This is a genomic window from Flagellimonas aquimarina, from assembly GCF_003149745.1.
Taxonomy (GTDB): Bacteria; Bacteroidota; Bacteroidia; order Flavobacteriales; family Flavobacteriaceae; genus Flagellimonas; species Flagellimonas aquimarina.
The window spans coordinates 838,028-857,723 of record NZ_QGEG01000002.1 but is presented as its reverse complement, the minus strand read 5'-3'; the positions used below and the strand labels follow the sequence as shown (position 1 = coordinate 857,723).

The following is a 19,696-nucleotide window of genomic DNA, read 5'->3' as shown; positions in this document are numbered from 1 at the left end:
ATAAAAGTATTAATCAATGGCTGTTTTCTCAGCGGAATAATCCTACGGATGATTCCACAACGAAATCATAGCCGAGACCGTTGTGTGCAAATAGAATAAAATGATAAAATGCTTGATATTTGATTGTGATGGAACGTTAGTTGATAGCGAATATCTCTGTAATCTCGGACTTGAAATTAAATTAAGAGATTACGGAATAGAATCTTCAGCCAATAAAATGATGGAGAAATATCGAGGAGGAAAATTAGCTGACATTTTACAGTCTATAGGGAAAGAACATAATATCTTAATAAAAGAAAATTTCGTTTCAGAATATAGGGAATTAGTTAACGAACTTTTTGAAAAGGAATTGAATCCATGCGAAGGAGTACATGAATTTTTAAATCAAAATACTATTCCTGTATGTGTTGCTTCAAGTGGTCCAGTAAAGAAGATTAATAACGCTCTTGAAATAACAGATTTAAAAAAATACTTTGACAATAATGTATTTAGCTCTTATGAAATAAATTCGTGGAAACCTGACCCAGATATATTTCTTTACGCAGCGAAAAAGATGGGAATGAATCCTCATGAATGTTTAGTAATAGAAGATAGTATGAAAGGAATTGAATCTGGATTAGCGGCAGGAATGAAAACAATACTATTTGACCCAATGAACCTATATGATAACATTAACGGAATCCAGAGTATTGATGAAATGAACAAATTAAAGGATATAATATCAGCACATAACATTGTGTATAAGTAATAGTGGTTAAAGTGATAAAACGAAGGTAAAAACATAAAACAAAGGTCTGTGCAAAACCGAAAGGTTTTAGAGTAGAAATCCGCTACTACTCATACTTTAGACCGTTAGGTGCAAGCTGATAAATGATATTAACAGAGAAAAATATTGACGAACAAAAAATAAATCAACTTGTTGGACCTCCGTTTCAGCAGGAATGGATGAAGCCAAAAACCATAGGTAGTCCGGGCCTTTTTCTCAAAACATTCGTCAATAAGTCTGGTAGCATTGAAAATCTGAAACAGGATTCGAAATGCAACTTTGAAAAAAGAACTGAAGGTCTTTTGTTGCATACTAATTATTCCAACCAACGGACTTTGATTGCATTACCATTCAATGACATTTCGGAATTGAAAATCACTCGCGGAAAAGAAGAAATCAGAACTTTTTTTCCCTATCCAATGTGGATTCTACTAAAACTAGGAGTCTCAATCTTATATGCTAGATATTTAAGATTTAGACCATGGGAATATTCTATTGAACCACTGGAATTTAAACTTGCTTCCAAAAATTACGACTTTGAGTTCATAGGCAATGGATTCGACTTTGAAAGAAAACTGGACTTTTTAAATAGTTTGGGGTTAGATAAGATTTTAAAAAAGGAAATAAAAGCTAGCACCTAACACTGGCTATAATTCATTGTTCCCTCTTGCCCTGAACTAAATTCCCTACTTTTAAGAAAACAAATAACCTAAGGAATGATTTCGTCCCGCGGCGTTGGCTCGCATGAAAATTGCACAGGCCAACGCCGTCGCTCGCCAGCCGCCAGACCGTTAGGCATAATTTAAAAACTGAAAAGAACATAGTGATTAATGCATACGAATACTTTAAAAATCATCCAAAATTCAACAAGCTTGTTGGTGACGATTTCTTATTCGTAGAATATAAATGTCCTCTCAATATTGAAGAGTATCAATTGTGGATTGAGAATCATTTAATAACATATGTTATAAGCGGTAAAAAGGATTGGATTACATCTAAAAAAACATATAAGCTTACCAAAGGAGACACGCTGTTCATTAGAAAAGGAGTTTATACAACAAGACAATATTTAGAAAGTGATTATTGTGTAATGCTGTTCTTCATCAATGATAAATTCATCAAAAAATTTATTTCAGAGAATCCAACTTTTAAAAGAGATTTCAACCATAAAAAAGAGCATCATCAAATTTTTGACATTGCTACCAATGATGTATTTAAAACATTAATAGAAAGTATATTCCACTATTTACAACAAGGAGATGAAATTCCTAAAGAGCTAGTAGAAATTAAATTTAAAGAACTACTTTTTAATATAGTGCTTAATTCAAATAATGCAGAGGTACTATTATTCTTCAATTCTATATCGCAAAACACTAAAACGAATATTGAAAATATTATGACTGAAAATTTTCAATATGATTTAAAAATAGCTGATTTTGCCAAACTTTGTGGCAAAAGTTTATCTTCCTTTAAACGTGAATTTAAAGCATGTTTTAACACTACTCCAAATAGGTGGTTAATCAATAAAAGATTAGAGCACTCTAAAATCTTATTATTAGGTACAAATCTTACAGCTAGCGAAGTTGGTTATGAATGTGGATTTAAAAATAACTCTCACTTTATTAAATCCTTTAAAGAAAAATTCAAATTGCCACCCAAACAATTTAAGTCCTTAAATAGAAGCGATTAATGATTCCATAAACATTTTGAACCTTAGAACACGCTATTTGGATTTTTAAGCAAAGTAAAAACATTTCTTTTAGTAGAATTTTGGCTTATACCAAAAATTCAAATGAAATGAAAAAGGCAATTATCTTAATTTATGGAGCGTTAGCGTATATTATTTTTCTTATTGCGTTCCTTTACGCTATTGGATTTGTAGGTAATATAATTGTGCCAAAATCAATAGATTCTGGTTCAGAAACCACCTTGTTTTCATCCATTCTTATTAATGTTATATTATTAAGTGTTTTTGCAGTGCAACATAGTATAATGGCTCGACCTGCATTTAAAAATTGGTTTACAACTATTATAAATCCAGCAATGGAACGAAGTACTTACATACTCTTATCAAGTTTATGCCTACTATTAATTTACTGGCAATGGCAACCTATAACTACGGTTGTATGGAAAGCTGAAAATGACATTGTTATTATTGTTCTAAAAGGAATATTCTATTTAGGTTGGCTTATTGTACTTCTATCAACATTTATGATTAATCATTTCGAGCTTTTTGGATTAGCTCAAATATTTGATAATCTAAAAAACAAACAAACTGCTAACCCAAAATTTCAAACCAACTATTTATATAAAATTGTTAGACATCCCATTATGCTTGGTTTTATAATCGCCTTTTGGGCAACGCCTGCTATGACAGTTGGGCATTTACTATTTGCTTTAGTAACTACCATTTACATTTTTATTGCTGTAAAATATTTGGAAGAAAAAGACCTTCGTAAATTTATTGGAGAAAAATATGAAACGTACCAGAAAGAAGTCCCAATGATTATTCCTTTTACCAAAAACAAGCGGTAGATTAGGAAAAAACTATACCTAACACAGTATATAAAAAATTGCGGCTGAATTCCTAATCGGAATTCAACGCAAATTTGCTATTTTTTGGCTACGGCGGAAAGAATCCTTCGGATTTTTCCGCAACGAAATCATAGCCGAACCAGGAGATTTAATTTGAAATGACATTGAAAGCAAAATCGGAGAACCATTTTTTTATAGCAACTGCATTATGGTATTTGCTAACTGTTTTCTGGGGTTTTGCGCCTTCCTTTTACCTTTCAAACATCTTTGAAAACCCTGAACCTCTTCCAACTCACTTGATTATTCATGGAATTGTTTTTACGATTTGGACACTCTTATATGCCGTGCAGGTTTTCTTGATTAAATCTAAAAATTATAAATTACATCAGGTGCTAGGAGTTTTCGGTTTGCTTATTATGATTTTAATGGTGCCCGCTGGAATTTTTCCATCCATTTACAAAGTATATGCCGGCACTACTACTATAGATGCTGCCGGCCACAATGTTTTTAGACTATCTTTTGCCTATATACTGTTTGCTTTCGCATTTGTCTACAGAAAGAAAGCCTTTTATCATAAACGTTTTATGTTGGGCTGTATGGTAATGTTGATGAGTGCGGCAATATTTCGAATATCATTTGACTTTAACATGCAGTCGAGTCAATTCTTCAATAAAGGTCTCCAAGTTTTGCCTGCGGTTATGCTTTTTTTATTTGATTTGGTCAAGTACAAAAAGCCAATATTTGTTGACCTTATTTCTGTAGTTTCGGTACTGTTCATTTTTTTCTTTGCGGATTATTTCTGGTGGTCAGCTTCTGGAGAAATATTTATGAATTTTTTGATTAATATATTCGTAACTCCCTTCGTCTAAATGGGAAATGAAAAACTAAAGCTAACAATGGCCATAAGTAATTGCTTGTTCTTGACTACTTTGGAAATTCCTACGGAATTTCCAATTCGGTGTGTACTTGCAAAGTTTAGTGTTATCCCACGCAACTACTCATAGCCGAGACCGTTAGCAGCAAGTTAAAAACCAAAGAAAAAAAGAATAAATGGTGACAAATTCAAATCTTCACTATTCAATAATCAAAGGAATAATCGACAACGGATTTGCACCAAGTGTTGAGGACCTTTCAAAAACGCTTAAAGCAGCAAAAGAAGACATTGAAAACGGATTAAAAGATTTACAGGAATATCATGGAGTTGTCCTGCATCCTAACGAATCTAAAGTTTGGGTAATTCACCCATTTTCATTGGCACCAACGAATTTCTATGTTAGAACTAAAAACAAAGAATGGTGGGGAAACTGTGCATGGTGTTCGCTCGGAGTTGCTGCATTGCTTAAAGATGATGTAAAAATAACGACAACTATCGGAGCGGAAACCAAACAAATCGAAATCAACATTATAAGTGGGGTAATCCAAGAAAAGAACTATTTCATTCATTTTCCAATTCCGATGAAGAATGCTTGGGACAATGTAATATATACCTGTAGCAATATGTTGGTATTTGAAAATGAACAGCAAATTGACAATTGGACAAGAAAGCACAACATTTCGAAAGGTGATATTCAACCGATTGAGAAAATTTGGAACTTCTCAAAAAAATGGTACGGAAACCACCTAAATCCTAAATGGACAAAATGGACGATTGAAGAAGCTAAAGAAATGTTTCGAGAATTTGAATTAAATGGCAGGATTTGGAAACTTGATGACTCGACTGAAAGATTTTAAAAGTGAATAAAAACCTACTGCTAACAATGAATATAATTTATAGCTGCAATTCGTTAACTTGAAACTTAGAAAACATTAAAATTCACAAATCAATTTTAAAATCCTTAAGAGAAAAACTGACTGAATTAGGCAATGAACAATAGAACACTTGAACAACAGCGGATTGAATACATCAATCAAAAATTTCTTGCTACACCATTAGCTGGATTGGTTATTTGGACTTTAATTGGATTGATCGGAATCTTTTTCTCTGATTTTATAGCGGTTTGGTCAATTTTTATTGGAACTGGAAGTATTGTATATCTAGGCCTGTTTCTCTCAAAATTCACGGGTGAAAATTTCTTGGATAAAAGTAAACCAAAAAACGAATTTGACACTCTTTTTCTTTTTACGGCTGGACAAGCGATTCTTGTCTATTCAATTGCAATACCATTTTTCCTTGTTGACTATTCTTCTCTTCCAATGACTGTGGGAATTCTGACTGGATTGATGTGGTTGCCATTTTCTTGGATTATAAAACATTGGATTGGAATTTTTCATACATTGACTAGAATAATTACAGTTCTAATTCTTTGGTATCTCTTACCCGAATACAGGTTTATAGCTATTCCTTTTGCTATCGTTTTGATTTATATTATTACATTGATTATCTTAAATAATAGAAAGAAAACTGAATAAAAACGACACCACAACAATCACTATAAGTAATTACCTGTTCTCGTTTACTTCTGAAAATCCTCGCAGCCACTTATAGATGAGACCGTTGTGGTAATTCAACTAATCCATAAGTTTATTTTCAAGAAAAGTGTAACATTCTTCTTTTTTATCTATCTGTAATATGACTAAACATATAAAATTCAATAATAATGAAGAAAACAGGGATTCTATTATTTGCAATTTTAACAACACTTTTTTCCACCCAATGCTATGCTACATGGTCAATCATTGCAATTGACCGTAAGACAGGTGAAATAGGTATTGTAGGTGCCTCTTGTACTTTTGATGTATCTGGTATAGCTTCAATCGTTCCAGGAAAAGGCGCCATCGTGGTTCAGGCGGCAAGTGATTATTTCGCACGAATGAAAGGTGTCGAATTAATGAACAATGGAAAAAGCCTTAATGAGATATTGATGGCTATGAAAGATGTCAGATTCAATCCTGAAAGACAACAATATGGTGTGATTCTATTAAACACAGACGAAAGCCCTCTTGTTTATTCTGGTTCTGAAATTAATGATTGGAGTGGCGAAAAAATAGGTAAAGATTTTGCCGTTATGGGCAATATACTTCCAAGTGAGCAAGTCGTGCTAAATGCACATAAAGCATTTAATGCAAATAGAGACAAGCCGTTGGCTGAAAGACTAATGCTTGCACTAAAAGCTGGTGAAGAAGCTGGTGGTGATAAAAGATGTGAAACTCAATATGCCAGGTCTGCTTTTATTATGGTCTACAAACCTCAAGATGGAGCCATTTTAAAACTAGCTGTTCAAGGTATAGAAAAAGGAGGAAAACCTGCAGTCACATTACTCAATCAACAATTTGATTTTTGGCGCAAAGAAGAAGCAAAGAAACAATAAAGCTGCCACCAACAACGTCTATCGTTAATTACTAGTTCTACCTGCAAATCGTAAAATTCTCCGAATTTTCCTCAGGTTCGTGCCCTTTTGCTATTTTTTTCACAAAGCAACTAACCATATGCAAACATGCTGCAAGTAATGTAAAAACAACCTTTTGTAAAATTTCGTATCATATTGGTAAATCTAAACCTATGAAAAGGATTTACATCGTTTTTGGATTGCTAATGATTTTATTCTCTTGTTCTAATGATAATGATTGGCCAATACCTCAAGATGAATCATTTCTTCCAATGCAGATTGGTAATTACTGGAAAATAGATGATGATAATTTTACCGAAATTACAGACACCCTAAGAATACAAGGAGAGGTATACTATAAATTTTATTCATTAATTGGTGGAGACGCTATTGGTATAGATTATTTAAGAATTGATGATGAGCAAAACCTTGTTGGAAGTAACCCCGACTATCCCAATTTCAGATACACGCATGCTAAATTTGATGCATCAGTTGGAGAAACTTTTTGGACAATGGGTAATCAATCAATAAATGATTTTAAAGTGACTCTAACCGAAAAAAATGATAATTTAAGAACTTTTGAACATCATAGGTTCTACCAAAATCATGAAGAAAAACTCTTCATTTCATATACTAGAGGATTAGGTTGGAATTTCAATTATTACCTTCGAGATTTTAAAGAAATTAAAATAAATGGGGTTGTTTATCGCTTCTAAGATATAATGCTCCAATCAAAAGCTACTTACAACATTGTATAACCCCAATTACGTCAGGGTCAGAATTGTCAAAGCTGGTTAACAAACCTAAAAGTCTGCTTATATTTATCTGCATCTAATGGTTACACTAGATGGCTGGCAGCAATGTTCAAAGATTAACACCCGCATATAAATGATAAAAACCTATACCGTAATCACTCTTCTTTTAATGTCGACCAATATTATATCTCAAACACCAAAGAAATCTGAATCTGTTCCTATAAATGGAAAAAAACTCTATTACGAAATTTATGGGGAAGGAAAGCCTTTGTTCCTGCTACATGGTTATACACAATCCTCCAAATCATGGAAACCATATGTAAAATACTATGAAAAAGAATATGAAGTATACCTAATAGATTTAACCGGGCATGGAAAATCTGAAGCTTTTAAAGAAGATTTATCATTAAAATCAGTAGCTGAGGACCTTAATTCCTTGGTTAAATATTTGAACCTGGATAAAATCAAGGCAATTGGATTTAGTTTTGGAGGCGACATTCTTTATCAGCTCGCTCTAATAAACCCATCTTTGATTGAATCAATGATAACTATTGGAGCGGTAGGGACATGGACAATCAATGACTTTCCTGAATATTTAGAAACGTTTACTTTTGAAAATCGAGCCAACTTTCCCTGGCTCAAGACGGCCCATGATGGAGATGAACACATTAGAGGAATAATGAATCAGTTTAAAAATTATATTGTTAAATTAAGTAACAAAGAACTACAAAATATAAAACCCGAAGTATTGATCATGATCGGTGATGATGACGAAGGTATGAATCTAAATGAAGTAGTACGTGTGAAAGAAAATTTACCTAATTCTGATCTTTGGATACTACCCAATGTTTCTCATGGAGCTCATGAGGGGGAAACCAAGGAGGAGTTTATTATAAAATCAAAAACGTTTCTAAGTAAAAAATAAAGCTCATAACAATGTATAAAAGGAATTAAAACGACCTTTTATACAGAACGTTGGAGCACATTCTGCTAAAGCTGACTTTTGTTGCTATGTGCTACACACTCCCACCCCAAAAGAAATGCCCTCCAACGACCGGCTAAACGCAGTTAAGGCTGCAATCTGGTTTAGCGGATCGTTACCTGCAAGCTGAAAAATATATGACATAAAAATTACGTACCACTTTTCAATTGGACAAAAGTTGAGTGATTAATGTTACAAACTATACTGAAACGGAATTGTAACTTTGTTTGAAGAATATTGAACAATTAAAAAATATAAAAATGGCCAATACAAACGCAATCGGACTTGACAATGACAAAGCAAAACACTTATCTGAAAAATTAAATGAACTTTTGGCAAACTATTCAATTTTTTATCAAAATACTCGTGGCTATCATTGGAACATAAAAGGTGAGAAATTCTTTGAATTACATTTGAAATTTGAAGAGTTATATAATGACCTACTTTTAAAAATAGACGAAGTTGCAGAACGAATTTTAACTTTAGGACACACGCCAAAGCATAATTATGCAGATTATCGCAATACTTCAAAAATAAAAGAAAGTGAACAAGTAAGTGATGGAATAAAAGCAGTTGAAGACATTTTAGCTTCTTTTCAAACAATAATAGTACTTCAACGAGAATTACTTACCATATCTTCGGATGCTGATGATGAAGGAACAAATGCACTAATGAGTGATTACACCAGGGAACAAGAAAAATTAGTTTGGATGTATTCTTCATTTTTAAATAGATAAATCAGAATGCCCGCAGGGAACAATGTATATAAAAATAGGCGAGACAGTTATAAAATAAAGGCTTTTGACTTATATCAAACTTTATGATGAACTGAATTTTTGGTACTTCTAAATCGCCTACTTTTCATATACTAACCGTTGGAGCACATTCAGCTAAAGCTGACTTTTGTTGCTCGATTTTGCTATATTTCCACAAAAATCACCGAACTGCGTTTAGCGGGTTGTTGTACACAAGTTAATTTTGACATGGATCTAAAAAATACCTTATTCCTATTTTTGACAATATTCATTTCGTCTAATACATTCTCTCAAAACGATGAGATTTCTGGCAAATGGAAACCTTTTGCAATCGACAATGGTGAATTTTATATGAATACTGAGACTGATTCAATTTCTTTATATCAAGAATTAACTTATATCAATAATGATTCTCTGAAAATTAATCAGCTTAGAGAGATTGCCAATCACATATACTTCAACCAAGCTCATACCTTCACTGAAAATGGAAAATACATTCAGGATTTAATTGCCATGAACCTTGAGTTTGACTACAAAATTGATAAAACACAAAATATAATTCTTGCTTCTGATAATAAGTTTGAAAACGAGAAAGGAACTGTTGAACTTCCTTATTGGCTTAAAGATGAGATTCTATATTTGGAAATTCCTGTGCCAGAACCATCTATAAAATTATGGCTGAAGAAATAACCAGTGTGCAACAACGTGTATAATTCATTGTGGGCTTTTTTTAATTTCCTTTGATGCTGAATTGCTTCCATTAAAAAAGAAGTTTAAAACTTAAGGCATTCACAAGTTTGTAAAGTGAAGGGGTGTCAAATACTAGTTTCTGACTATTTTTGTAAAACAAAATCATTTTGGTTGATTTACAATGTCTTATAAATGGATGAAGTAATATTTGATTTTTTATCAAAATATATCGATTTGACCGAGGAAGAAAAAAGTATTCTCTCGGAACATAAATTGATTAGATCATTTAAAAAAGGTACGCTCCTATTAAAGGAAGGTGAATTGGCCAAGGAATGTTTCTTTATTCTAAAGGGCTGTATATACAGTTATTATTTGGTAGAGGGGGAAGTCAAGGTCACGGAGTTTTTTGTCGAAAAACAGCCTATTACCCCCGTTAGTTATACAACAAAAAAAGAGTCTGAGTACTATTTAGAATGCTTGGAAGATTGCATTATCTCCATTGGATCACAAGAGAGAAGTGCAGAAATAATGAAAAAAGTACCAAGACTTGCTGCACTTGGCCCAACCGTATTGGAGGATGAATTGGCATCCCAAAGAATGAAATACGATAATTTCATAAAATTAACTCCTGAAAAGCGATATCAAAATCTACAAAATCAATCGCCAGACCTATTAAACCGAATTCCACAATATTTGATAGCAAGTTATTTGGGTATAAAACCTGAATCTCTCAGTCGAATTCGCAAACGAATTCTCAAATAGTCAATACTTTCCAACTACATATAGGATTGCACCAAATATCGGTGTAGTTGTTATTTCTTAACTCAAGTCAATGAAAAAGGATCATGATTGCTACAATTTTGCCTTTTTAAAACTTGACATACATGAAAAGAAACAAGATAGAAGGGCAAGCCCTCTTATCAACATTATGGATATTTATTCTGTTCAATATGATTTTTAGGGATCTCCATCAACTAGGTAAAAAAGGTTTTCTCGAAGAAATTATGACAGGGGTAGTGAATGGCATTGAAATTACAGAGGAACTCATGCTGTTCGGAGGGTTTTTAGCAGAAATACCCATTTTGATGGTGCTTCTATCCAGAATATTACATGATAAAGCAAATAAATGGGCAAATATAATTGCCAGTGTAATCACATTCTTGGTATTGGTAAGTGCTGTGCCTTCAGCGGATATGGATGATATTTTTTTTATGATTATTGAATTTGTAGCATTTTTAGCAATAATCCTAATTGCTTGGAAATTACCTTCCGGTAAAAAACACCTCCATTTTCAATAGATATGAAAGCCATTGTGTGTACAGCATATGGAACACCTGATGTTCTTAAGCTTAAAGAGGTAGAAAAACCTGAGCCGAAAGACAATGAAGTATTGATAAAGGTCCAGGCTGCAGCAGTGACCTCAGCAGGTCTTATTGGTCGAAAAGGAAAGCCAGTTTTCACTAGGTTGTTCAGTGGCCTAACAAAGCCTAAAAATGATATTCTAGGAATGGAATTGGCTGGAGAAATAGAAGCCGTAGGAAAGAATGTAAGTTTATTTAAAAAAGGTGATCAAATTTTTGGAATAACTGGGATGACCCTAGGCTCAAATGCAGAGTACAAATGTTTATCCCAGGATGCTGCCATAATCCATAAACCGATCAATTTAGACTGTGAAGAATCTGTGGCAGTCGTTGAGGGTGGCTTGACCGCACTTAATTTCCTTAAGCGCAAAGGGAAAATAAAGAATGGTCAAAAAGTTCTTATCTATGGTGCTTCTGGGTCAGTAGGTACCGCTTCTATACAACTTGCAAAATATTTTGGCGCCGAAGTTACCGGAGTCTGCAGCACAACCAATGTGAACTTGGTAAAATCCTTGGGGGCAGATATGGTCATAGACTATACGAAAGAGGATTTTACCCAAAATGAGCAGACCTATGACATTATTTTTGATACAGTGGGGAAGTCTTCGTTTCCGCTTTGCAAAAACTCCTTAAAATCAAATGGAATCTATCTTGACGCTGCAGGTTTGTCCACTGTTTTTCATATGCTTTGGACCTCATTGTTCAGTCATAAAAAAGCCATTCTTACAGCCACTTACGTGAGACCAACCAAGGTGATTAGGCAGGAGCTCGCCATAGTGAAGGAGTTAGTTGAGGCAGGAGAAATAAGACCAGTTATAGATCGGCGATATCCATTGGAACAAACGGCAAAAGCTCACAGGTATGTTGAAACCGGACGTAAAAAGGGAAATGTTGTAATTACTCCGGAATAAACCAGAATATAAGTGTTATGCCTACTTCTTCATTCTTAAGAATCATTGTTTCTTAACCCAGGTCAATGAATTGAATTTGGCCGAAATCTACTTTTGCCTAATTACCAATTTTTCATTCTAATTACTTCAAGATAGGCATGCAAATATCAAGAAATAGCTTTCAAACAGCGACGGGTAAATCCTTTCGCCTTATTACCATATTCAGTTTAATCTTGTTAATACTGGTACCTTTGGCGGGCTGTTCTACCCATAGGGCCATTCGGTTGAGAAATAAGAGTCTTAAAGAATGGGGGGCTTACCAATGGAGCAAGGACAAAGAACATTCTGCCGTGAACAAAACATGGACCATCTATTCCCGAAAGGTAAAAGGTTCAAAATTCAAAGAATTTAAAATCACAGGCAAAGTCATGGCCTCACCAAAGAAAGCGGTTATGGCATTTCAGGAGGAAATAGTGAACAATAAGTCTTATCCTTATAAAAATGAGGGGTCCTTTAAAATTCTAAGTAGCTCTAAAGACAGTCTTATAGTCTATTCTGTACACCCCATGCCCTTTCCGTTTAGGGATCGGTCAATCTGCAAACGAGTTCAGATCAGCTCTGATTCTGAATCTGGCATTAAGAAAATTCAATGGACCGAAGATTGGGTGTCCAATACTGAAGACACAAAAGGAACGGTGCACATGAACAGAGCCAATGGCTTTTGGATGTTTGAACCAGGAGGCAAAAGTCAGAGCATAGCAACTTATGTTGTTCATGCAGAACCAGGAGGCAACATTCCAGCTTGGCTATTCAATTCCACCATTGAAAAAGGGTTGGTTAAAAAGCTAAAAAGAATGGAGATGATTATTCAAAAAATGGAGCAAGCGGCTCTATGTAATAATGATTGGTAATCATTTATTACACAAATAAGTATTGGCAATTATTAACAACAGGTGGTACTTTTATACATATCATGTCCAAGTATTTGCAACTACACCAAAAATTCATTTTAGCAACATCATCCAACCATAAGTATTACAATCAATCATGGCAAAAAACATTTTCAACCTATTGCTTATTTTAGTTTTAGGGTTTAATTTTTCAGTAGCTCAAGAATATCCACAAAAGCGCATTTAAAATTATATCATAACAATAAATATCCAAGTAAAATTATTTTGCCTGTTGACATAAATGAAGATTCAATCACCAAATAAACCCATTGTTTACGAAATTTGCCTTACGTCAAACAACAAAAACAAAGTCTTATTACCTGAGTATTATGTGTCAGGTACTACTGGTATTTATTCAATAATACTTCAAATTGTGGAATTTGAACTAGCAATGTGCTGCCTTCCATCTTAGTTAGAGCTTCAATTTCTCCGTGTCTCATAATTCATTGTAAGACCAAATAACTCATTTGATAATGATTTTCTACCTCAATCTTAATTATCAGTTAAGCCGGTGATGAAAAACTCCGTATGAAATGAGTTTTCCAATGAAACCATTATTTTTTATTTAATGTGTCGCCTGGGGTAAGTTTAGGAAAAGTACATACAATGCAAATGTTAAAGTATTGACTATATTAGATTTTCCAACCAAAAGTATCTGATTTTGAAAACACTAACTAAATATTGGTTTCTTGAAGGTTTTAGTCTTTTTAGAAAACTTGGAATGCCCACAATGATGAAAATGTGTGAACTGTTAGAGATGGAGCATATTGACAAGGGCAAAATAATAGAAATTGGAAACAGGGATAAGAAAAGTATTTTTTTCTTGAAAAAAGGCGCGGTCAAAATCCTTAACTCCACCAGAGATACAGCAAAATATATAGTGAAAAAGGGAAACATTTTTGGAGAGCTTTCCCTATATGATGAGGAAGCGGCCGCCGAAGAAAAAGCCATTGCGCTTGAAGATTCCATTATTTGCTATATAGAATCTGATATGATGGAATCACTGATGGAGAAACACAAATCGTTAAAAAATGGTGTCTTTAAAGTGTATGGGCTACGTATAAAAAAATTGGAACGCAGACTAGAAGATCTTTTATATAAGGATAGTAAAACTAGGATTACCGATTTTATCCACTCCTATGTAAAAGAATTTGGTGAAGATAAAACAGATAGAATTGAAGCCAAAAATCTACTCTCGCACAAGGATATTGCAAATCTAACCAATACATCTAGACAAACGGTAAACAATGTGTTAAGTGGCTTGCGAAAAGAAAAACATATTGATTACAACACACGAGAGATAGCTATTCTAAAATAAATTCAGAAAACATTGGAGTGTTTAAAAAGGTTTAAGCAAAGTCAGTAAGTCTTTTAAAACCAACCCGAAAGGGACAACCTTAATTTACAACTATGAAAAATGAAAACAACCTTAAGATTTGGTTTGCATCTAGCATACTATTTACCGTTTTCTCTATCAAAGCACAACAGGTAGAACATTCTATATTCATCACTGCCAATACATCGGATGTTGCAAAAAATCAAGTGCTTGCACAAATTGTAAAAGATGCCCAAACACTACAAAATCCAACCTTACTGCTATTGGGAAATGCGACTGCCAAAGAAAACTTTCAGCGTTCATTGAATTCGCAGCTTGAAGTAATCAAGGGCTTTGGAAAAGATGCCATTTTCACGCCAGGCGAAAATGAATGGTATGAAAATGGGTATCAAAGCGTTCAAAAAATAGAAAAACACATCCAAAAAAACAGTAAAGCCAAATTTCATCCAGATAATGGGGAACCCATTAAAAAGTATGACCTGAGCGAAAACGTTGTTTTAATCACAATAGATTCTCAATGGTTTTTAGAAGATTGGGACAATCAAATATATATAAATGAGAAATCTGAAATTAAAAATAGAACCTTGTTCTTCTTAGAATTTGAAAATCAGATAAAAAAAGCACAGGGTAAAATAAAACTGATTGCTATCCACCACCCTATTGACACCTACTCAAAACAAGGGTTGATTCGCAACACGGCAGGGCCTTCAATACAAGATTTTCAAAATAGACAATACAGAACATTACGAAGAAGGTTAAAGACTGTGGCAAGACAAGCTGAAAATGTCATATTTGTGTCTGGCCATGATAAAAACCTTCAATACATTAACAATAGAGTACCACAAATCATAAGCGGAGCGGTTGGTACAACAAAAGGTGCAAAACGAGCGGATGAAGGTGATTTTTCTTCAACAAAAAATGGGTACGCAAGATTAGATATTGATTCTGACGGAAAAACTTCGGTCCATTTTTTTACTATGGAAAATGGAGTTGTCCGTGATGAGTTCAATACAATAATATTCAAAGGAGGTAACGAGGATTCTATTTCCATGAGTAATATATCCAATAATTTTTCGTCACATAAAATAGCTTCTATCTATACAAAAGATGAAACCACAAAAAGTGGATTTTACAAGGCTTTATGGGGAAATCATTATAGAGAATATTATAGCAAAGATGTGAACGCCAAAACAGTTGTATTAGATACCTTAATGGGAGGTTTAACACCCTTGAAAAGAGGCGGAGGGCAACAATCAAAATCACTGCGACTAGAAGACAATACTGGAAAACAATTTGTGATGCGTGCATTAAGAAAGAGCACAATTAAGTTTTTACAAGCAAATGCATTTCAAGATGTTTATATAGGCAGTGCGCTTGATGGTAGCGTTGTGGACAAATTTTTAGCAGATTTTTATACTACCTCCCACCCCTACGCCCCATTTGCCATTGGTGGATTGGCGGAGGCCATTGATGTATTGCACACGAATCCCGAATTGTATTACATCCCTAAACAAAAAAGATTAGGGGTCTATAATGATGAATTTGGTGATGAATTATACATGATCGAGGAACATGTAGGAGATTCTCAACTTGAATTGGAAAGCTTTGGAAAGCCCAAAGAAATTTTGAGCACTGCAGATATTCTACAAGAGATTCACAAAGCTGGAAAAGCCGTGGTAGATGAGCCCTCTTATATTAGGGCGCGACTTTTTGATATGCTTTTGGGAGACTGGGACAGGCATGAAGACCAATGGCGCTGGGCATTATTTAAAAAAGAAGATGGCACCGAAATTTGTAGGCCAATTCCTAGAGATCGCGATCAAGCCTTCTCAAAATATGATGGTACCCTAATTGCCTTTCTTACCAGAGCGATTCCTGGCCTAAGAAAAATGCAGACCTATGACGTTGATCTAAGAAGTGTAAAATGGTTCGCTACTTCCCCATATCACTTGGACCTCACCATAATCAACAGCTCTGAATGGGCAGAATGGGAAAAGCAGGGTAAACACATTCAAAAGGAACTTACAGACCAAATTATCGAGGAAGCGTTTAAATCTGTTCCACCAGAGATTCAAGGAAGCACCATTGCTGATATAAAAACAAAACTTAAAGGTAGACGGGGCAACCTATTGAAAATTGCAAATGCCTATTATCAATACCTAAACAAGTTTGAAGTAATCACTGGTACCCAGAAAGCTGACGATTTTAAAATAACCCGTCATCCAAATGGAAAAACAACGATTAAAATCAATAGGAAGGAACTGGGAATTCTGGACAGAACATTTTCCAGTGATGTTACCAAAGAAATCTGGATTTATGGATTGGATGGAAAAGATTCTTTTACGGTTGATGGTGATGGCGACCATTTAATCAAACTAAAAATAATTGGTGGCAAGAAGAACGATACTTATGATTTTAAGAACACCAGTAGGGTAAAGCTCTATGACTATAAAAGCAAAGAAAATACCATTATCAATAAGGGCTCCAAAAAATGGCTGGTAGATGATTATGGTATTAATAATTATGACCATAAAAAATCCAACTTCAACTTTAACCAGTTACTTCCCATTATTGGGGCCAACCCAGATGATGGACTCAAAGTAGGTGTATTATACAATAATACATTTCATGGCATACAACGAAACCCGTTTACACGAAAACATGTTTTCAGTGCTGCATATTACACCGCCACGTCTGGTTATGATGTATCGTACAAAGGAGAGTTTTCCAATATTTTTCATAATTGGAACTTTGGGGTTGAAGGCTTTTACACCAGCCCTAATTTTGCAACCAATTTTTTTGGATTTGGAAATGAAACTATTTATGACAATGATGTGGTGGACCTAGATTTCAACAGGACACGCGTCCGAAAATGGAAAACTGCAATTGCTTTGATCTATAGAGGGAAAAACGGTGGGTCTTTTCATTTTAAACCGCTCATAGAATCTTTTGAAGTAGAAAACACTGCAGGCAGATTCGTTAACGACCCCAATAATATTCCCGTAAACAGCTCTGTTTTTGAAAAGCAAACCTATGGCGGAGCGGAAATTGCCTATGAATTTGAAAACAAGGACAATCCTGCATTTCCAACTTTAGGATTAGACGTTCGATTGATTGCTGGTTATAAGACTAACATTGACAATACCAGCGCAGAGAATAGCTTTGGATATGTAAAACCGGAAATCGCCATTGATCATAAATTAACAAGAAGTGCGTCTTTGGTGCTTGCCACAAAACTTAGCGCTGAACTAATTTTAGGAGATAATTTTGAGTTTTATCACGCTGCAGAGATTGGAGGGATTAATGGTTTAAGAGGATTCAGGAACCAAAGGTTTACCGGAAAACAATCATTTTATCAAAATATAGACTTACGAATGCCCTTGGGTGGCTTGCGCACCAGTATCATACCAATAAGGTTTGGACTTACGGGTAGTTTTGATTATGGCAGGGTATGGATAGCGGATGACATGTCTAAACAATGGCATAATAGTTATGGTGGGTCGTTATGGGTAAGTGGAGTTGAGGCAATTACTGCAAATCTTGGCTATTTTAGTAGCTCTGATGGAGGTCGAATAGTTTTTGCGTTGGGCTTCTCTTTTTAGTTTTTAAAGAGTACCTTTTCAAAAACCAATACCAACCACGCCCAACCTATGGAAAAAAGACTTCCAATTTGGTTTCTTTTGTTTTTTGCAACTCTAGCATTTAGTCAAATATCAGACCTTATAAAGATGGAATACACCTATATACCCAAAGCAAATTCAAATGTCGGCTACGATAGGATTAGAGCCCTGTTCAATTATCCTGTTAAACTTTCTGAGGACAGTTTTTGTATCCTTGGGCTTGATTATAGCAATATTGATATTTCTTTTGATTCTTCAATTGATGCTTTTGACACAGAGATCATTGAAGATTTTCAGCTGTTGGACATCAATTTTGGATATATCTTTAAAATGAACAAGAATTGGTGGTTTGGGGTTAGAATCACACCTGGCTTCAGTTCAAACTTAGTTAAAAGCATGTCATTTGATGATGCTGTATTTTCTGGAGACATCATCTTTTTTAAAAACAAAAAAAAGGATCCAGACACAGCAAAACCATATCGTCTTATTATGGGAATTTCATATTCTGAAAACAGGGGTATTCCCTTTCCTATTCCATTTATAAGTTATTATAGAAAGTTTAGACCAAACTGGTCATTCAATTTAGGTGTTCCAAAATCCAATTTGCAATATCATGCTTCGGAAAAATCAAGGTTTAAGTTGTTTGCCAAGTTGGATGGGTTTACCGCCAATATTCAAGATGGGATTGTAATAAATAACAATGAGATAGCAGAAAGAATAAACATGTCCATTGTGGTTGGTGGGTTAAGCTATGAATATCACCTTGGTAAATATTGGGAGTTGTTTTGCAATTTCGCAAACATCTTTTTCACCAATGCGGAGCTTAGAGACCGTAAAAACGACGACATATTATCGGTGAACAAGGATAATACCCTATACTTAAAAACAGGATTGCGCTTTAAAATTTAAGACGATGACAGCAAAAAAGATTGAAAAAGAAGAAGATCATTATCTCGCTCAGGAATTAAATATAGACAAGGATAAGTTAAAAGCACTTAAAAAGAAACTTTCAAAAGTTGAACCCCGTTCAGAGCGAGGAGCCGAAACCTTGTTTAGGTTGGTCTCAAAAAATCAATATACGCTAAACTCGATGATTGATAGAAAGTCTAATATTCTTATATCCATCAATGCCCTTATACTATCCATCATTCTTGGTACTGTATTGAGCCAATTGGACAAGGACCCACATTTGATTTATCCAACCATAATTATGTTGTTCACAAACTTGATTTCCATTGCCTATGCTGTTTTTGCTACTCGGCCCGAGCTTAAACATGGTGGTAGAGAAACAGGAAATGTAATGTTTTATGGCAATTTCAATGACATGGAAGAAGATCAGTATACTGAAAAACTTACCAACTTAATGTACCAAGGAGATGAACTGTACAAGGTCATTGCCAAAGACACGTTTCATCTGGGTAAAACTATAGATCGAAAATTTAGGCTGCTTCGCAAATCATTCCACGTTTTTTTGCTGGGGATAATTTTAGCTGTACTTGGCTTTATTCTATGTCATCTTATGTTTGGATAAATTATAGAGCAAGATTTTTTCACCTTTTAAATTGTTTTCAAAGTATTTTGACCATAGGTAGCGGCTGGAAACAGTTTTACGACCTTGCACCACGTTTCCTCCATCCTGTTGATCTCACCCAATGAACCGCAACCCTGGAACCACAAAAATTTCCTCTGGTTACACACCACCCCAACATCTTTGCGTAATAATGGTAATA

20 protein-coding genes are annotated in these 19,696 nt (G+C 34.5%); all 20 read left to right on the top strand.

Features of this window, described 5'->3' with window-relative positions; all coding sequences use genetic code 11:
• The first annotated feature begins 100 nt into the window (after positions 1–100).
• The 20 genes from DKG77_RS10740 to DKG77_RS10645 all read left to right on the top strand — a co-directional run bounded on the left by DKG77_RS10740 (position 101) and on the right by DKG77_RS10645 (position 19,497).
• Positions 101–748 carry an HAD-IA family hydrolase gene (locus DKG77_RS10740; RefSeq protein WP_109662864.1) on the top strand — a complete coding sequence of 216 codons (648 nt, stop codon included), beginning with the start codon at positions 101–103 and terminating at the stop codon, positions 746–748.
• A 122-nt stretch (positions 749–870) separates the two neighbouring features.
• The gene (locus tag DKG77_RS10735; RefSeq protein WP_109662862.1) at positions 871–1,407 is read left to right on the top strand and encodes a hypothetical protein; all 537 of its coding nucleotides are present in this window, start codon (positions 871–873) and stop codon (positions 1,405–1,407) included.
• A gap of 182 nt (positions 1,408–1,589) precedes the next feature.
• On the top strand, positions 1,590–2,456 hold the full coding sequence (locus tag DKG77_RS10730; protein WP_109662860.1) for an AraC family transcriptional regulator: 867 nt from the start codon (positions 1,590–1,592) through the stop codon (positions 2,454–2,456).
• Positions 2,457–2,563: 107 nt separating this feature from the next.
• Complete coding sequence (gene mddA / locus DKG77_RS10725) at positions 2,564–3,301, top strand: methanethiol S-methyltransferase (RefSeq protein WP_109662858.1); 738 nt, start codon at positions 2,564–2,566, stop codon at positions 3,299–3,301.
• Positions 3,302–3,465: 164 nt separating this feature from the next.
• A complete protein-coding gene (locus DKG77_RS10720) occupies positions 3,466–4,170 on the top strand; it encodes a hypothetical protein (protein WP_133248449.1) in 705 nt (234 codons plus the stop codon).
• A 181-nt stretch (positions 4,171–4,351) separates the two neighbouring features.
• Entirely contained in the window at positions 4,352–5,032 is a 681-nt protein-coding gene (locus DKG77_RS10715) for an alkylmercury lyase family protein (protein WP_109662854.1), read from the top strand.
• 132 nt (positions 5,033–5,164) lie between these two features.
• Positions 5,165–5,710, top strand: coding sequence for a DUF7010 family protein (locus DKG77_RS10710; RefSeq protein ID WP_109662853.1), 546 nt, complete (start codon positions 5,165–5,167; stop codon positions 5,708–5,710).
• Positions 5,711–5,898: 188 nt separating this feature from the next.
• Positions 5,899–6,609, top strand: a complete 711-nt coding sequence (locus DKG77_RS10705; RefSeq protein ID WP_109662851.1) for a DUF1028 domain-containing protein — start codon at positions 5,899–5,901, stop codon at positions 6,607–6,609.
• A 191-nt stretch (positions 6,610–6,800) separates the two neighbouring features.
• Positions 6,801–7,343, top strand: coding sequence for a hypothetical protein (locus DKG77_RS10700; protein WP_109662849.1), 543 nt, complete (start codon positions 6,801–6,803; stop codon positions 7,341–7,343).
• Between the two features lie 172 nt (positions 7,344–7,515).
• On the top strand, positions 7,516–8,307 hold the full coding sequence (locus tag DKG77_RS10695) for an alpha/beta fold hydrolase (RefSeq protein ID WP_109662847.1): 792 nt from the start codon (positions 7,516–7,518) through the stop codon (positions 8,305–8,307).
• A 317-nt stretch (positions 8,308–8,624) separates the two neighbouring features.
• Positions 8,625–9,101, top strand: coding sequence for a Dps family protein (locus tag DKG77_RS10690; protein ID WP_109662845.1), 477 nt, complete (start codon positions 8,625–8,627; stop codon positions 9,099–9,101).
• A 138-nt stretch (positions 9,102–9,239) separates the two neighbouring features.
• On the top strand, positions 9,240–9,809 hold the full coding sequence (locus DKG77_RS10685) for a hypothetical protein (RefSeq protein ID WP_133248448.1): 570 nt from the start codon (positions 9,240–9,242) through the stop codon (positions 9,807–9,809).
• A 192-nt stretch (positions 9,810–10,001) separates the two neighbouring features.
• Positions 10,002–10,571: a Crp/Fnr family transcriptional regulator gene (locus tag DKG77_RS10680; protein WP_109662841.1), complete on the top strand. Its 570-nt coding sequence runs from the start codon at positions 10,002–10,004 to the stop codon at positions 10,569–10,571.
• 122 nt (positions 10,572–10,693) lie between these two features.
• The gene (locus DKG77_RS10675; RefSeq protein ID WP_109662839.1) at positions 10,694–11,107 is read left to right on the top strand and encodes a DUF6326 family protein; all 414 of its coding nucleotides are present in this window, start codon (positions 10,694–10,696) and stop codon (positions 11,105–11,107) included.
• Between the two features lie 2 nt (positions 11,108–11,109).
• Complete coding sequence (locus DKG77_RS10670; protein ID WP_109662837.1) at positions 11,110–12,081, top strand: NAD(P)-dependent alcohol dehydrogenase; 972 nt, start codon at positions 11,110–11,112, stop codon at positions 12,079–12,081.
• 212 nt (positions 12,082–12,293) lie between these two features.
• Entirely contained in the window at positions 12,294–12,971 is a 678-nt protein-coding gene (locus DKG77_RS10665) for an START domain-containing protein (RefSeq protein WP_165819381.1), read from the top strand.
• A gap of 700 nt (positions 12,972–13,671) precedes the next feature.
• Entirely contained in the window at positions 13,672–14,328 is a 657-nt protein-coding gene (locus DKG77_RS10660; protein ID WP_109662833.1) for a Crp/Fnr family transcriptional regulator, read from the top strand.
• Positions 14,329–14,420: 92 nt separating this feature from the next.
• Positions 14,421–17,948, top strand: coding sequence for a bifunctional metallophosphoesterase/BamA family protein (locus DKG77_RS10655; protein ID WP_109662831.1), 3,528 nt, complete (start codon positions 14,421–14,423; stop codon positions 17,946–17,948).
• Positions 17,949–17,996: 48 nt separating this feature from the next.
• Positions 17,997–18,875 carry a DUF6268 family outer membrane beta-barrel protein gene (locus DKG77_RS10650; RefSeq protein ID WP_109662829.1) on the top strand — a complete coding sequence of 293 codons (879 nt, stop codon included), beginning with the start codon at positions 17,997–17,999 and terminating at the stop codon, positions 18,873–18,875.
• A 4-nt stretch (positions 18,876–18,879) separates the two neighbouring features.
• Positions 18,880–19,497 (top strand): Pycsar system effector family protein, encoded by a 618-nt coding sequence (locus DKG77_RS10645; RefSeq protein ID WP_109662827.1) that lies wholly within the window; start codon positions 18,880–18,882, stop codon positions 19,495–19,497.
• The last annotated feature ends 199 nt before the right edge of the window (positions 19,498–19,696 follow it).

Bases quoted from the DNA above. Each gene is read 5' to 3' on its own strand.
- DKG77_RS10740 (WP_109662864.1), top strand. From the start codon at position 101: ATGATAAAATGCTTGATATTTGATTGTGATGGAACGTTAGTTGATAGC.
- DKG77_RS10735 (WP_109662862.1), top strand. From the start codon at position 871: ATGATATTAACAGAGAAAAATATTGACGAACAAAAAATAAATCAACTT.
- mddA (WP_109662858.1), top strand. From the start codon at position 2,564: ATGAAAAAGGCAATTATCTTAATTTATGGAGCGTTAGCGTATATTATT.
- DKG77_RS10715 (WP_109662854.1), top strand. From the start codon at position 4,352: ATGGTGACAAATTCAAATCTTCACTATTCAATAATCAAAGGAATAATC.
- DKG77_RS10710 (WP_109662853.1), top strand. From the start codon at position 5,165: ATGAACAATAGAACACTTGAACAACAGCGGATTGAATACATCAATCAA.
- DKG77_RS10705 (WP_109662851.1), top strand. From the start codon at position 5,899: ATGAAGAAAACAGGGATTCTATTATTTGCAATTTTAACAACACTTTTT.
- DKG77_RS10700 (WP_109662849.1), top strand. From the start codon at position 6,801: ATGAAAAGGATTTACATCGTTTTTGGATTGCTAATGATTTTATTCTCT.
- DKG77_RS10695 (WP_109662847.1), top strand. From the start codon at position 7,516: ATGATAAAAACCTATACCGTAATCACTCTTCTTTTAATGTCGACCAAT.
- DKG77_RS10690 (WP_109662845.1), top strand. From the start codon at position 8,625: ATGGCCAATACAAACGCAATCGGACTTGACAATGACAAAGCAAAACAC.
- DKG77_RS10680 (WP_109662841.1), top strand. From the start codon at position 10,002: ATGGATGAAGTAATATTTGATTTTTTATCAAAATATATCGATTTGACC.
- DKG77_RS10675 (WP_109662839.1), top strand. From the start codon at position 10,694: ATGAAAAGAAACAAGATAGAAGGGCAAGCCCTCTTATCAACATTATGG.
- DKG77_RS10670 (WP_109662837.1), top strand. From the start codon at position 11,110: ATGAAAGCCATTGTGTGTACAGCATATGGAACACCTGATGTTCTTAAG.
- DKG77_RS10655 (WP_109662831.1), top strand. From the start codon at position 14,421: ATGAAAAATGAAAACAACCTTAAGATTTGGTTTGCATCTAGCATACTA.
- DKG77_RS10650 (WP_109662829.1), top strand. From the start codon at position 17,997: ATGGAAAAAAGACTTCCAATTTGGTTTCTTTTGTTTTTTGCAACTCTA.
- DKG77_RS10645 (WP_109662827.1), top strand. From the start codon at position 18,880: ATGACAGCAAAAAAGATTGAAAAAGAAGAAGATCATTATCTCGCTCAG.